This window comes from Ideonella oryzae (assembly GCF_024055665.1).
Classification (GTDB): Bacteria; Pseudomonadota; Gammaproteobacteria; order Burkholderiales; family Burkholderiaceae_C; genus Ideonella; species Ideonella oryzae.
On record NZ_JAMXMC010000020.1, the window covers coordinates 20,438 to 33,476 of the forward strand.

The 13,039-nt window shown below is 62.9% G+C and carries 14 protein-coding genes; 5 read left to right on the forward strand and 9 right to left on the reverse strand.

Going from position 1 to position 13,039, the window contains the following annotated elements:
• Positions 1-23 precede the first annotated feature (23 nt).
• The 8 genes from M0L44_RS21600 to M0L44_RS21630 are packed head-to-tail and all read right to left on the reverse strand — an operon-like array spanning position 24 to position 8,564.
• Positions 24-1,217, reverse strand: coding sequence for a GIY-YIG nuclease family protein (locus tag M0L44_RS21600; RefSeq protein ID WP_252772253.1), 1,194 nt, complete (start codon positions 1,215-1,217; stop codon positions 24-26).
• The gene (locus M0L44_RS21605; protein WP_252772254.1) at positions 1,210-3,333 is read right to left on the reverse strand and encodes a DEAD/DEAH box helicase; all 2,124 of its coding nucleotides are present in this window, start codon (positions 3,331-3,333) and stop codon (positions 1,210-1,212) included. Before M0L44_RS21605 ends, M0L44_RS21600 begins: the two co-directional genes overlap by 8 nt.
• Positions 3,330-6,119 (reverse strand): DNA methyltransferase, encoded by a 2,790-nt coding sequence (locus M0L44_RS21610; protein ID WP_252772255.1) that lies wholly within the window; start codon positions 6,117-6,119, stop codon positions 3,330-3,332. The genes M0L44_RS21605 and M0L44_RS21610 overlap by 4 nt, the downstream gene beginning before the upstream one ends.
• A complete protein-coding gene (locus M0L44_RS22250; protein ID WP_354004161.1) occupies positions 6,116-6,613 on the reverse strand; it encodes a DUF1016 N-terminal domain-containing protein in 498 nt (165 codons plus the stop codon). Before M0L44_RS22250 ends, M0L44_RS21610 begins: the two co-directional genes overlap by 4 nt.
• A gap of 20 nt (positions 6,614-6,633) precedes the next feature.
• Positions 6,634-6,801, reverse strand: a complete 168-nt coding sequence (locus M0L44_RS21615) for a DUF1016 N-terminal domain-containing protein (protein WP_252772256.1) — start codon at positions 6,799-6,801, stop codon at positions 6,634-6,636.
• A 58-nt stretch (positions 6,802-6,859) separates the two neighbouring features.
• Complete coding sequence (locus M0L44_RS21620; RefSeq protein WP_252772257.1) at positions 6,860-7,261, reverse strand: type II toxin-antitoxin system RelE/ParE family toxin; 402 nt, start codon at positions 7,259-7,261, stop codon at positions 6,860-6,862.
• Positions 7,254-7,589, reverse strand: coding sequence for a type II toxin-antitoxin system Phd/YefM family antitoxin (locus tag M0L44_RS21625; protein WP_252772258.1), 336 nt, complete (start codon positions 7,587-7,589; stop codon positions 7,254-7,256). Before M0L44_RS21625 ends, M0L44_RS21620 begins: the two co-directional genes overlap by 8 nt.
• 42 nt (positions 7,590-7,631) lie before the next feature.
• On the reverse strand, positions 7,632-8,564 hold the full coding sequence (locus M0L44_RS21630) for a LysR family transcriptional regulator (RefSeq protein WP_252772259.1): 933 nt from the start codon (positions 8,562-8,564) through the stop codon (positions 7,632-7,634).
• 285 nt (positions 8,565-8,849) lie between these two features.
• Here M0L44_RS21630 and M0L44_RS21635 point away from each other — a divergent pair, with 285 nt between their 5' ends.
• The 3 genes from M0L44_RS21635 (at position 8,850) to M0L44_RS21645 (ending at position 11,411) form a co-directional block, all read left to right on the forward strand.
• Positions 8,850-9,644, forward strand: coding sequence for a LysO family transporter (locus M0L44_RS21635; RefSeq protein ID WP_252772260.1), 795 nt, complete (start codon positions 8,850-8,852; stop codon positions 9,642-9,644).
• Between the two features lie 192 nt (positions 9,645-9,836).
• Entirely contained in the window at positions 9,837-10,094 is a 258-nt protein-coding gene (locus tag M0L44_RS21640; RefSeq protein ID WP_252772261.1) for a DNA-binding protein, read from the forward strand.
• A gap of 3 nt (positions 10,095-10,097) precedes the next feature.
• Positions 10,098-11,411: a type II toxin-antitoxin system HipA family toxin gene (locus tag M0L44_RS21645; RefSeq protein WP_252772262.1), complete on the forward strand. Its 1,314-nt coding sequence runs from the start codon at positions 10,098-10,100 to the stop codon at positions 11,409-11,411.
• A gap of 75 nt (positions 11,412-11,486) precedes the next feature.
• Here the strand turns inward: M0L44_RS21645 and M0L44_RS21650 are convergent, their stop codons facing one another.
• Complete coding sequence (locus tag M0L44_RS21650) at positions 11,487-11,972, reverse strand: hypothetical protein (protein ID WP_252772263.1); 486 nt, start codon at positions 11,970-11,972, stop codon at positions 11,487-11,489.
• Positions 11,973-12,108: 136 nt separating this feature from the next.
• Here M0L44_RS21650 and M0L44_RS22290 point away from each other — a divergent pair, with 136 nt between their 5' ends.
• Positions 12,109-12,477, forward strand: coding sequence for a DUF7684 family protein (locus M0L44_RS22290; protein ID WP_494337298.1), 369 nt, complete (start codon positions 12,109-12,111; stop codon positions 12,475-12,477).
• Positions 12,478-12,549: 72 nt separating this feature from the next.
• Positions 12,550-12,840: a hypothetical protein gene (locus M0L44_RS21655; protein ID WP_252772264.1), complete on the forward strand. Its 291-nt coding sequence runs from the start codon at positions 12,550-12,552 to the stop codon at positions 12,838-12,840.
• The last annotated feature ends 199 nt before the right edge of the window (positions 12,841-13,039 follow it).

Here is a 13,039-nt window from a genome sequence, read left to right on the forward strand (position 1 = left end):
GACCGCCACCGCACCCATCTGGCTTAGCTGTTGCCCGCAACCACCAAACTGGCAGTACGGGGGTCGTAAGTCAGGCTTGTGAGCGTTCCGTCTCTGAGGTGAGATACGGCCTCGTCGATAACGTGCAATGGCACCAGGAACCACTCGCGTGGCTTTACTGGTTGGCCAAAACGATCTTCAATGGTCAAGTCGAGCTGTGCTGCGCCGAATAACCGGTGAAAGATGGCCTCCAGCCTCACCCGGTTCAGGTTGTGCAGTTTGTAGGTGGCAACCACCTCGACATCAGCCAGCAAGTAGGTGGCGTCTTTGTTCGCGCCAGCGATTCGCGTCTCCACCTTTCCGCCCGTCACCCCGATCTTGTGGATCAACTCTCGGTGCTCGGCCACGAATGGGTGACTAGACTTGCTGCGCAGCACGTAAATCGTGCCTGACTCGATGTCGTCGGGTTCGGCCTCGCCGCTGAACAGCGGCCCCATGTCTGGGTCGGATAGACGCCGGCCGGTGTCATCCTTGTACAGAGCTCGTTGCAGGGAACGTCGGAGCAAGTTGCTTTCGGTGCCGTTGGCGAAGATGACGCGCAGTCGAGCGTCGCTCTCGCCGTTCGGGGCTTTGATGGCCTCGCCCACCTCGGCGACGTAGGCGAGCTGACCGACGAGGATGAAGAAGTTGCCATCGGCCACGCTGGCGTCACGGCCAAAGCGCAGCGCTTTGCGAACGCCGGCCTTCAACTCCTGTTCGACCTGCTCAAACAGCGGCTGGAAGCTCTCGAAGTCGGGGCAGGGTGAACGGTCTGCCACCTCTTCGGCCACGCGCTTCTCGACGCTAGATCGTACGTGGCGAAGCACGGTGATGTCGTCTTCCGCGGGCACGTGGTCGCCAACGCCCAATTCAGCCAACAATGCGTCTTCGTCGAGTTCATCGATGTTGGCCACAGAGCTGGAAGCGCCCGCAAGCAGGCCCGGCGCGTCCATTGCAGCCAGCAGGGCATGCGCCTCCGGGAGCTTGCGCAACTGGTCCAAGCGCACGGCATACAGGCGCTCGAAGATGTCCCGGTCTTCGCCGTGTTGCGGTGCGCGTCCGTGGGCCTGGTAGAAGCGCAGGATGTCTTCGAAGCCCGCGATGATGCGTTCCTCACGCTGCGTGCGGCTAGATGCCTTCAGCGGGGCAACTTCAACGCCCAGCGCATCCAGCAGCTCGTCATCGTCCATGTCAGCCATTGGCAGCGCCTCCTTGGGCTTGCGCTGCCTTGGCCTGCGCGCGGTAGCGCGCAAACGCAGCCACGCCCTCGGCCATGCGCTTCTCCCAGGCGTCGGCTGAATTGATGTCTGGCAGGCGGCCCCGCTCGGTCTTGAACTGCAAGGCGCGCTTCGACAGGTCGCGGGCCTCTTCCTCGGGGATGCTCACCTTCTTCGCCGCAATGGCGGCCTGCACCTGGCGCAGCGATTTCTCGTCCATCGCCTTGGCCAGCACGGCGTAGGCCGCGTCGAAGGGGTTGATGCGGTCGATCAAGTCGATGTCCAGGTCGCGCACGTTGACGAACTTGCGCACGCCGTCCAGCAGTGCCGTGCTGCCTTGCAACGTGGCGCCGCCCGCTGCATCGGCCTGGGCAAGCGCCAGCTTGGCTTGCTGGGTGATGTTCATGGCGGCAATGGCATGCTGTCGAATCGCCTCCTGGTCGCCCTCGCTCAGTTCCGGGTAACGTTCGCGCACGATCTTGCCCATGCGCAACTGCGTCAGCTCTTCCGGCAAGGTGTTCTCCTTGTCGAACAAGCCGCGCTCCAGCGCTGTCTTGTCCTGAAGAAAGCTGGTTACCACCTCGTTCAGGTCTTCCTTGCAGATGCGGGTGGCTTCGGGCGTTTCAGGCTTGGCCAGGCCGTTGATTTCGACGTGGTACTGGCCGGTCGCTTCGTTCACGCCGACGTTGGTGCGGCCTTCCTGGTAGCCCTCGCCGCCGTTGTAGACGAAGCCCTCCTGAGCACCTGCATTCTTGGGCGTGAACTCGTAGCGCGGCGCTAGTACCTGTTCCATCAGCAGGCTGGCCGAGATGGCCTTGAGCATGTCGTTCACGGCCTCGGTCACGGCGGACTGCTCGGCAGTCGGCTCCGCGATCAGGTTGGTGAAGCGCGAGCGCTCCTTACCCTTGGCGTCGCGCGTGGCCCGGCCGATGATCTGCACGATCTCGGTCAGGCTGCTGCGGTAGCCGATGGTCAGCGCGTGTTCGCACCAGATCCAGTCGAAGCCTTCCTTGGCCATACCCAGCGCGATGATCACGTCCACATGGTCGCGGTCGTCCTTGTGCGCGGGGTCTTTCAGCGCCCCCAGCACACGGGTGCGCTGCGCTGGATCGCTGTCATCTACCAAGTCAGCCACCTTCAGGGTGCGGCCATCCTTGGTGGCTACCAGGTGGAAGCCGGTGTCGGGGTCCACGCCCTTCCACTCGCCCAGGCCGTGCATGATCTCGTCCACTTCGCGCTGCTTGTCCTTCAAGCTCTCGCGCGCATTGACGTTCGGGATGTGGACGATGGTCTTCAGCGCCGGGTCGAGCACCTTGGTTACGGCATCCACATAGGGACCCGTGTAGAAGAAATAGCCGATGTCCAGCGACTTGAGCCACTGATAGCCGTTGAGCTGTTCGTAGTAGGTGTAGGTCACCGTCTCGAACTTCGATTCATCGGCCGGGCCCAGCACGGCCTCGCTGTCGCCCCGGAAGTATGAGCCGGTCATAGCCACCAGGTGCACCTTGTCTCGGGCGATGAAGGCGCCCAATTGGCTGCCCAGCACGTTATCGGGGTTGCTGGAGACGTGGTGGAACTCGTCGATGGCGATCAGGCGGTTGTCGAAGGCGGCAATGCCCAACTCCTCCACCGCAAAGCGGAAGGTGGCGTGGGTGCAGACCAGCGCCTTGTCGCCACTGGACAGGAACTGACGCACCGCGTCCACCTTGGACTTGGCCGCCCGTGGTTCGTCACCGCCAGGCGCGTTACACAGGTTCCACTGCGGGGCGACGTGCCAATCCCAATGGAATCCGTAACGGGTCAACGGTTCGTCGGCAAAGCTGCCGCCAATGGACCGTTCGGGCACCACCACGATGGCTTGTTGCAGACCCTGGTTGTTCAGCTTGTCCAGCGCGATGAACATCAAGGCTCGGCTCTTGCCGGATGCAGGTGGCGACTTGATCAGCAGGTATTGCTCGCCCCGCTTGGCATAGGCCCGTTCCTGCATAGCACGCATGCCCAGCTCGTTGGCCTTGCTGGATGCGCCCGTGCGCGCCGTGGCGATGGATACCGACGGCACGGTGTAAGCGTTGGTCGGGTTGCTGGCGCGGTCGCTCATGATGTTTTCTTCCTTCCCTTTGCTGCCTTGATGGCAGGCTTGCTCTTCTCTGCGGCCATCATCTTGGTGTACAGCTCAAACAGTTTTTCCAAGCGCTCAGTGTCGTTCCTGAAGCGGCGGCCGATGTAGATGCGCTCCAGCACCTCGTCGTTGCGCTCGTGGGCGTGACGGAGGTTGTCCGGCATGGTCTCGGGGTCGTACAGGTCGGCGATGGTGGCAGGGAAATGTGCCTCGCGTGCAAGGAGGATATCCTCGGCGCATCTGGTTAGATCCTCTTTGTTCTGCTCGGTGAGAAGCGGCACGGGGAAAGTGTTCCAGCCAAGCGTGTTTGAATAGGAAAACCGCGTCTCCAAGCGTACGCAGACCGCACCAATCCACACCCAGTGAAGACGCGATGCGACCAGTGAAAGATTCCAAAGCGGGGCGTCATACAGTGCGAAACACTTGTTCGACACGATGCTGTCGGACGCCAAGAGATCACAGGGTAGGTATGCTCTATTCTCTGAGCTGACACCTGGAACGAGTATCTGACTGGCCTTCGCTACGCCGGCGATCTGCACAAAGCGATGGGGATATTTGGCGAATTGACGGGTTGATTCTGCGTCCGATTGCAATCGGCTTTTTGCAACTCGTTCTAATCGATCCGATACGAAAGTGCTCTTGCGAGCGCCCTCAACTTCTCGATCCTCGATCCAGAGGCAGTAACGAAGCCGGCCATGGATTAACTCATCAGAACCAACAAATCGCTTTACAAATCTTCTGGCTACTAGGTCTTCATTTGCTAGCTTGGAAAAAAGGTCGCCGTCAAGAAACAAATTTCCACCGTCGCGAGGCATGTTTCCGAATAGCATGGTCGATTGCTGACCAATTGGGGACGCAGCCTTTTGCACATACGCCAAACTATCCGGGACCAAGTATGGACCAATGGCTGAACATTGCTTGACATGGTCGTCTTGGAACAGCCGTTTTGGTGTCGAAGATTTCTTGCCAAGACCAATTACAACGACAGTAACTCCTGCATTGTTACTGGCCAAGTTGGCCCACTTGAAGGATGTATGCGCGAATCTTATTTCGCAGTCACGTGCGAATGCCACCGGCCATACATCAATTGCCTGCTGACCTTGAACCACGCTATTCGTGGCCACGAAAGCAGATGCGGCATCAGGAACTTTGTCAAGGTAGTCAAAGAAGCGAGCAAACCATCCCGTAACAAAGTCAGTAGTCTTTGCGAGCTTGGGGTGTTTGATCCAAGCATTTGCTAGGTCTCTTTTTTGGCCTTCGGACTGCCATTTACTCCCTCTATATGGGGGGTTGCCGCAGATATAAGTCTCGCCACCTTCATTCTCAAAGTCTATTTCTGCCTGCTCCAGCGGAGTCCCAAACAGGTCATCAGAAATGACCTTGACACCTTTGCCAGTCGGCGGGCAAATGCTTAGCCAGTCGAGTTGCAGCGCATTCCCAGAAACGATCCAGTTTTGAGAGTCAAGTGGCAGGAACTCGGCTAAAGCATCCTTCTGTCCGCGATGCAGCACATCGCATTGAAACTCGGCAATGATGAGCGCCAAGCGCGCGATCTCGGCCGGAAAGTCTCGGAGCTCAATGCCCCGGAAGTTGGTCAGCGGAATTTCGCTGCCCTTATGCGCCTCGCCTCTGCGGCGATTGATCTCCGCCTCAATCTCGCGCATCTGCTTGTAGGCGATGACCAAGAAGTTGCCTGATCCACAAGCAGGGTCAAACACCCGGATGCGTGCCATGCGCTTGCGCAGATTCAGCAGCTTCCGGTCGTTGTCGCCGGCCTCGGCCAGCGCGGTGCGCAGGTCATCCAGGAACAGTGGGTTCAACACCTTCAAGATGTTGGGCACGCTGGTGTAGTGCATGCCCAGGGCGCCTCGCTCTTCGTCGTCGGCCACGGCCTGGATCATGCTGCCGAAGATGTCGGGGTTGATCTCGCGCCAGTTCAGGGCGCCTGCATGCAGCAGGTAGGTGCGCGCCATCTGCGTGAAGCGCGGCACCTCGGTGCTGCCCGAGAACAACCCGCCGTTCACGTAGGGGAAGGCATTGGCCCAGGCCGGCAGGCGGGGCGTGGCAGCGCCTCGCTCCGAGGGCTTGACGTTCATGGCCCGGAAGATTTCGGACAGCACCTCGTGGGCATTGCTGCCGTTGCGCTCGCTCCAGCGGTCCACCGTCTGCGTGAACAGGCCCGTGTCGCTGAAGATGCCCGTGTCTTCGGCGAAGAAGCAGAACACCAGGCGCGCCATGAAGTGATTCATGTCGCTGCGCCGGTCGTCCTTCGCCCAGGCCGGGTTTTCGCGCAGCAGCTCGACGTACAGCTTGTTCAACCGCCCCGTGGCGCGCACGTCGATGGGGTTGTCCTTGATCTCCTTAATCGTGGAGATGCCCGCCAGCGGTAGCAGGAAGCCGAAGTGGTTGGGGAAGTCCTCAAAGGCGCACGCTATGGTCTCGCCGCTGGCCAGCTCTTGAGCTTCCAGCGTCTGCCCATCGGTGGCCAGCACGAACTTGGCCTTGCCTTTGGTCGTGGCGGGGCTTGCCAGCAGCGCGGTGAAGGTCTCGCTGACGATGCCAGCCTCACAGGTGGCGATGTGGATGTTGTTGCGCAGCAAGACACCGCCGGGCAGGTCCGACGTGTTGTTGTTCCCGGTGCGCAGACGCTTAAGCGTGACTTCCTTGTTGCCGAAGGCGGCCAGGAAGGCATAGGGAAACTCAGCCGCATCAAAGGGCTGCAGGGCCAGTTCAGAGATGGCCTGTTCGATTTCTACTGCGTTCATGCTGAATGGGGCATTCCAGCGCCAGGCCAGAGGCGCGCAAAGTCGAGAGAGAGTTGTCGGGGGCGGCGGATGGACAGCAGGTGGGCCGCGGCGGTTTCATCTACAGCTGAGTAGAGCATCAGGTGGTCGCCATGCGGGTCCTCGCGAAGCGCGCTGGCCGGCGGCATGGCGAACTGAGCCAGCGCCTCGGCCGACTGTGGTGGATTGTCCAGGTAGCTCCGGCCCGCCCGTGAAGGCGTGGTTCTATCTGCCGCTTCAGCACGGTGCGGCTCCAGCCATGTTCGACACAAACTTGCCCGTAGAGCAGTGCCAGCTTCACGGACTTGACCCTGGTCGGCAGGACGGCGCATATGCCCCCGGAGCATTTGTCTCACAGGCTGTGGGACAACTTGAAACTGCGGGCTGAAGCAGGCATAGAACTGCCGCATGGCAAACAGACTGCTGCGTGAAACGCCCATCATGCCGGGGTAGTTGGCCTGTAGGTCTTGCGCCATCTGCTCCACTACCGTCGAGCTCAGGCGCGCTCGCGTTGCCAGGCGTTGAGCTGGCGGCCAATGGCCCAGTACAGACCCGGCAGTTCTACATTCGCCGCCAGCACGACGCGGGTTTCCGAGGTCTGGATACGCTGCTTGATTACCGCCAGCGTCTGGCGGTAATCGGTGTGTTGGGTGATGTCGCTCATGCCTTCAGACTCCATGTTGCGGCCGAAAGTCATGCCAGTTGTACGTCCAGCGGGATGGTCATCTCTTTGTTTCGTTGCCGTTGCCCGGCCACAGCCGCGCAAAGTCAAACGAAAGCTGACGGTGGTGTCGGATCGACAGCAAATAGACCGTCGCATTGGCGTCCACGGCCGTGTAGAGCATCAGGTAGTCACCATGCAGGTACTCGCGCAAAGCGCCTGCTGTACCGGTCGGCAGCGCGGCCAGTTGGGCCAGCGCCTCGGCCGACTGTGGCGGGTAGTCCAGATAACGTCGACCAATGCGGGGGAACCGGGCCAGGTTCGGGATGACCGTGGCACGCAACTCGGCCAGCAGCTCGTCGAAGGCAAAGGCCGCGTCGGCTTCGGTCAGGAACGCCTCGATGGCGTCCAGCCGCTCCAGGAAGCTCGCGGTCAGTTCGACCCGGTACAGATCCTCAGCCACGCTTCTTGGCGGTCTTGCCCGTGGCGGCTGACTTTGAAACTTCGGCACGGCGCTGCTGAAGCTGGGCGATGGCGGCATCGGCCCCCACAGTGCGGCCGGCCTCGATGTCGGCCAGGCCGCGCTTGGCATCATCGATCAGCAGCAGGTGGATGCGCTCGCGCTCCAACTGGTGGTAATAGTCCAGGCGGGCTGCGTCGATCAACGCGACATAGCTTTCGCCGTTCTTGGTGATGATCTTTTCTGCCCCAGCCTTGGCTTGGTCGGCCAGATCGGACAGGTTGGCGCGCGCCTGGGTGAAGGGCACCACATCGCTGGCTGAAAAGCCCATGGCCGGTTCCTTGGTCGGATAGATGACAGAATTCTGTGCAGTTTACTCCGGCGCCAATGGCGCCGCGCGAGTGAGCGCCGGGGCCTCAACGGGAAAGTGCTTCGGATTGGAGAAGTCGCGGATCAGCGCGTCATAGACCGTCCGAACGCGCGGGGACACCGGGCCGCGTTGCGGGCGATAGACGCTCAAGGGCCACGGCGCAGGGGCGAGGTCCGGCAGCAGGGCGCGCAAGGTTCCCTGCATCAGGTGAGGCGCCGCCACAAAGCCGGGCAGTTGGGCGAACCCCAGACCTTGCACCGCCGCCGCACATTCGGCCTGGGTGCTGTTGCTTGCGAAGGCCAGGTGGCGAGGCACCCACTGGGCCGGCTGCTTGAGGAACCAGGGCCACGGCTTGCCGGTGCGCGCGTCGATGGTCCCCAGCACGGGGCCGGCCTGGATGTCGGCCAAGGTCTGTGGCGCGCCGATTCGGTCCAACAAACTCGGCGCGGCCACGATGAAGAACGGGACCTCGGCCACCCGCCTCGCCACGAACCGGCTGTCCCGGATGAAGCCGTGCCGCAGGCCCACGTCGATGCGCTCGTCAACCACATCCGTGTCCTCGTCCTCCAGGTGCAGTTCGAACCGCAGCCCGGGATGCCTGGTTTGCAGGCGGGCCAGGCTGCCCAGCAGCGGGCCCTGTCCGATGGGCTCGGGTGCGGTGAGCCGCACCACGCCTTCCACCTGGGCGCTGGAGGCTTCCTGGGCGCCGATGAAGAACGCATCGACACCCTCCAGCCCACGCCGGGCCAGATCGGCCCAGCGCTCGCCCTCGCGGGTGATCTGACATTGCCGGGTGCTGCGGTGGAACAGCACCTCGCCCACCTGGGTTTCGAGGGCCCGGATGGCGCGGGTGACGGTCTGTGGAGACACCCCCAGACTCTGCGCGGCCTCCTTGAAGCTCTTCGACTCCGCTGCAGCGCAGAGGATTCGCAACATGTCCAGGCGGTTTTGCATAGCAGCGAGTTTCGGTGCCGGCGGCATTCCAGCCAGCGGAATTCACAAAGCCATCCGGAGGCAGATCCAGCACGCGCCCCGGACCGGATACTCGATCACCCTCTGTGCAACCGAAGCGATGTGCCCCATGGATTCCGGGGCTGCCTGGCAATGTATGTGATCCTGGATTCTCTTTGGCCGATCGGTTTGGCGCTGTTGCTCGGCCTCGGCCTGGGCCGCCTCTGGCCTGCTTTGGCGCGCCGAACAGGGCCCGTCCTGCGGCTGCTGGTGGTCCTGCTGCTGTTCTATTGCGGCAGGGAGTTCAGCGCCATCCTTCAGCCCGGTCCCGAACTGGGCAAGATCCTCAAGACCTCGGCCATCTATGCCTTGCTGACGACCGGGGTCTCGTGGGGCCTGATCGGCGCTCTGCAGCACCGTGCGCGCGGCAAGCTGGCAGGCCCCCGCGCGCCTGCTCAGCCACGGCGGTGGCGGCTGGCGGTGATGGACTGTCTGGCGGCGCTGGGCACGGTGGCGCTGGGTGTGATCGTGGGGCGCCACGAATGGCCGGTGCTGAACCTCATCGACACCCGCCTGTTGATCGACCTGATGGTGTTCCTGATCGGCGTCGAGCTGGTGGAGGTTTCGCTGGCCGGCGTGTGGAAGGACCGAGGCGCCTGGGCCATCCCGGGGCTGGTCATCGCAGGCTCCGCCTTGGGCGGCATGGCCGCTGCGCTGTGGACGGGCGATTCCCCCCGCGCAGGCTTGGCCATTGCCGGCGGGTTTGGGTGGGTCACACTGTCCAGCCTGCTGGTCAGTGGCAGCCTGGGCGAAACCTATGGCGCCATCGCGATGGCCAGCGACATGTTCCGCGAGTTGCTGGCCATCACCGCGCTCTACCTGTTCGGCGCCCGGTCCCGTTCCAGATCGATCGGCATTTGCGGCGCGACCGCGTTGGATGCCACTCTGCCCTTGATCCGCGCACAGTGCGGCCCGGAGGCGGTGCCACTGGCCCTGCTGAGCGGCCTGGTGCTGACGCTGGCCAGTCCAGTGCTCATCGTCATGTGCCTCCGCCTGGGCGCGTAGGAGTCATTCCAATCAAGCATATAGATTTGCATCGAATAGGGTGTTTCGATAATATCTATATGTATGCCTAAGGCGCCTCGAGCTCTCCAGCAGCTCCCTCCCTCCACCGTCCACGCCCTTGAAAAGCTCGGGGCCGACCTGGCCGTGGCCAGGTTGCGTCGGGGGGAGTCTCTGAAGACCTGGGCCCAGCGCATGGGTGTCTCTGTGCCGACGTTGCAGCGCCTGGAAGCGGGTGATCCCGGCGTCGGTCTGGGTATCGTGGCCACGGCGCTGTGGCTCATCGGGCGCGATGGTGGGCTTTCCAATCTGGCCGCCCCCGAGGAAGACAAGGGCGCCCTGGAGCTGGATGTGCGTGAAGCGGTGGAACTCGGCCGGCAGCGTGCGAACGCGGCGGCCGAGGCCCGCTTGAAGGCCGCTGCCAACAAGGCCAGCCGCCAGCGCCAGGAGTGACCGATGAGGCACGACGAGCTCTACCTTTGGCACATCCCGGGTCCCGAGCAGCACCGCTGCGTGGGGCGACTGCGCCTGGTGGTGTCTGGCCGCGGTGTCTCTCTGCAGTATTCCCAGGACTGGCTGGCCCACGGCTTCCCGCTCAGTGAAGACCTGCCCCTGGTGGACCGCGAGTACCTCCCGCAGGGCCGCTTGGCGGCCGATCAGGCCCGGGCTGTGGGCGCCGTGGACGATGCACGCCCTGACCGTTGGGGGGAACGGGTCATCCGCTACATCGTGCGGCCGGACCGGCTGTCCCTGATGGAGTACCTCTTCTATGCTGGTGATGACCGCTTTGGCGCGCTGGGCGTGTCCACGTCGGCGACGGCGTACCTGCCTTACACGGGTGGCGCCATTGCCCGGCATGAGATGGCCCAGCAGCTTGGCGATGTGGTGGCCAAGGTCGAGGCCTCCGAGCCCGTTTCCGAAACGGAGCGGCGGATGCTGGCCGGCGGCGGCTCGCTGGGCGGCGCGCAGCCCAAGGCCTTGATCGAGATCGACGGCGAGGAGTGGGTCATCAAGTTCAGGCGCCGGGACGACCCGCTGGATTCTCAGTTGATCGAGCACGCGACGATGACGCTGGCGGCACAGGCCGGCATTCGCGTGGCCGAGACGCGGGTGATCCCTCTGGCCAGAAGCAACGCTGTGGCCATTCGGCGCTTCGACCGTGAGGGGCCGCGGCGCATCCACGGCATTTCCGCCGGTACCGCGCTTCGGGCCGAAGCTGCCGCGGGCCAGGAGCCGGACCTCTCCTACCCCGCGCTGGCGCGCCTGCTCCGGCGTGTCGGCGTGGCCAGGGACGGGGCCAACCTGTGCGATGTCCGCGAGCTCTTTCGCCGCATGGTGTTCAACATCCTCATGGACAACACCGACGACCACGAGAAGAACCACGCGCTTCTGGCCTTCGAGCCCGACCGCCATGGCCGCTACAGCCTGTCGCCCGCCTATGACGTCTTGCCCTCACAAGGCGCCCACGGCTACCAGGAGTTCGCCTGCGGAGACCTGGGCCACGAGTCTTCGCTGAAGAACGCGATGTCGCGGCACCAGGACTTCGGACTGAACGCCGTTGAGGCCGCCGCCGAAGTCGCCCAGGTCATCTGTGTGGTCAACGGATGGCGAGCCCACTTCGAGGCAGTCGGCGTCAGCCGCGGCGATGTCGAGGTGCTGGCCCGGTCCATCGATGGCGACGAGCTGCGACTGCAACGCGAGCGTTTTTCTGCCGAGGCATTCACCCAGCCCGAGCCCAAGAGACGCGCACGCCGACGCCCCTTTGGGTGAGTGCTGCGCAATCTCCCCGGTCGGACACCTCAGCCGAATCAAGCGGCGCAGGGTGTGGGCGTCTTGGCTGTGGGCCTAGAGTCGTTCCAGCTCGATGGTGGCGCCAAGAGATGCAGGCTGGAAATGCTCCGTTGCTTGAGTGCCAGTGACCTGGAGCCGCAACCGAGCGGGCCCCACCCAGCGTGAGGTCACTTCGGTGCCATCCTCTGGCCTTTGCAGCACGCACTCTGACTGCCCCGCGTGAGAGACCCACACTTCGATGGCCGGCGCTTCACCACCAAAGTGCGGCCCATAGACCACCTCACGAACCTCGGCGGTGTAGGCACCGTTCACAGAAGCGGTCTGGGAAAGCACGTTCACTTCCAGATTGCGAGAACAGGCGCTCACCAGGGCCGTCGCCAACACTGCGAAGACGCGAGGAAGAAGTCGAGTGGTCATCGCAGTCTGGCGGTGGGTTAAGGTGCCGCGCTTGCTGGTAAGGGGGCGCGTTCGCGTTCTGTCATTTGTCACCCACGCATAGCCTGCTGAGGCGGCGACGAGGCCGGCGTACAGCGTGGTCAAGGGATGGGCGAGTTTTGTGAAGAGCGCTTGTCGAAAGGGGGGGCCGGTTCCCAATGGCGTGCTGGATTCTGGCAAATGGCGTGGACTATGCGGCCCGCCAGCAGCCTCCGCAGGCCGCCAGAAACGGGCGCACTGTGTGTGCCGCCATCGCTTCGTCACCTGGGACTCCGAACTGTTGGTCACGCCGCCATCGAGTAGGCTTCCACCTATGGCATACCCGGCAAAAGTCGTCCTGCACTGCCCCCATGGCTATGTTGCCCGGCTGGATGCTCTGGTCGAGAGGTTCCTGGCAGATGGAGTGCAATTCGTCGGTGTCGTCGGCGAGGACTGCGTGCGGGTTGAACACATCATTGATGAGATTGTGGTCGGCACCGGTCAAGACCCAGCACGGTTCATCTTGACGTCTTCCCATCCTGGCGAGTCAGTGGCAGGCGTGGTTGAGTTCGCTCGCCTCCTGTCTACCGCTGGGGATGGCGAGGCTCAGGTGGTCCTGCTCAGTGAATAGGACCCGTTGGCCATGAGCTGATTTCAGCAAGCGCAGCGTCAAGACCTTCAGCAACACCCCGGTAGGAACCGTATGGAAGAGCACCTCAATCTGCAAATGCGTGATCGACATGGAACCCCGGTCACGGTTGGGGATGTCGTTCGCGTTCTCGAGATAGCGCCTGAGGTTCTGGCGTTGCTGGCCGATGATGAAAGGCCGCATCACGAGGCGATGCTCGGCAAGGAATACGAGATCGATGATCTACCAGAGCCAGGCAAGATCAGTGTCTCGATCTGGTGGGAGGAAGGGGAAGGGCGCACTGCTCACGGCGGGCTCTATCTTCTCTCGCACGAGTTTGAGTTTGTCCGCAAGGGCGGCTCTTAGGCTGGTGGGCCGGCAAGCCGGGGTGGCGTCCTTGGTAACACCCGTATCCAAACCTTGCCATCTGCGGGTGTTTCGGCGGTGACTCCCTCTGGCGGGGGATGGTGACGGTGTACAGGCTGGCGACACTCGTCGCTTCGTCAAACGCCGGTGCCCCCATGGCTGCCCTGCCTTCTGCCGCTTTGTCCTCTGAACTCGATGC

What these genes read in the sequence shown, in the direction of transcription:
- M0L44_RS21640 (WP_252772261.1), top strand. Translation starts at nt 9,837, where the DNA reads ATGGGTGTCTCTGTGCCGACGTTGCAGCGCCTGGAAGCGGGTGATCCC.
- M0L44_RS21605 (WP_252772254.1), bottom strand. Translation starts at nt 3,333, where the DNA reads ATGAGCGACCGCGCCAGCAACCCGACCAACGCTTACACCGTGCCGTCG.
- M0L44_RS21645 (WP_252772262.1), top strand. Translation starts at nt 10,098, where the DNA reads ATGAGGCACGACGAGCTCTACCTTTGGCACATCCCGGGTCCCGAGCAG.
- M0L44_RS21655 (WP_252772264.1), top strand. Translation starts at nt 12,550, where the DNA reads ATGGAAGAGCACCTCAATCTGCAAATGCGTGATCGACATGGAACCCCG.
- M0L44_RS21610 (WP_252772255.1), bottom strand. Translation starts at nt 6,119, where the DNA reads ATGAACGCAGTAGAAATCGAACAGGCCATCTCTGAACTGGCCCTGCAG.
- M0L44_RS21600 (WP_252772253.1), bottom strand. Translation starts at nt 1,217, where the DNA reads ATGGCTGACATGGACGATGACGAGCTGCTGGATGCGCTGGGCGTTGAA.
- M0L44_RS21615 (WP_252772256.1), bottom strand. Translation starts at nt 6,801, where the DNA reads ATGAGCGACATCACCCAACACACCGATTACCGCCAGACGCTGGCGGTA.
- M0L44_RS22250 (WP_354004161.1), bottom strand. Translation starts at nt 6,613, where the DNA reads ATGGCGCAAGACCTACAGGCCAACTACCCCGGCATGATGGGCGTTTCA.
- M0L44_RS21630 (WP_252772259.1), bottom strand. Translation starts at nt 8,564, where the DNA reads ATGTTGCGAATCCTCTGCGCTGCAGCGGAGTCGAAGAGCTTCAAGGAG.
- M0L44_RS21625 (WP_252772258.1), bottom strand. Translation starts at nt 7,589, where the DNA reads ATGGGCTTTTCAGCCAGCGATGTGGTGCCCTTCACCCAGGCGCGCGCC.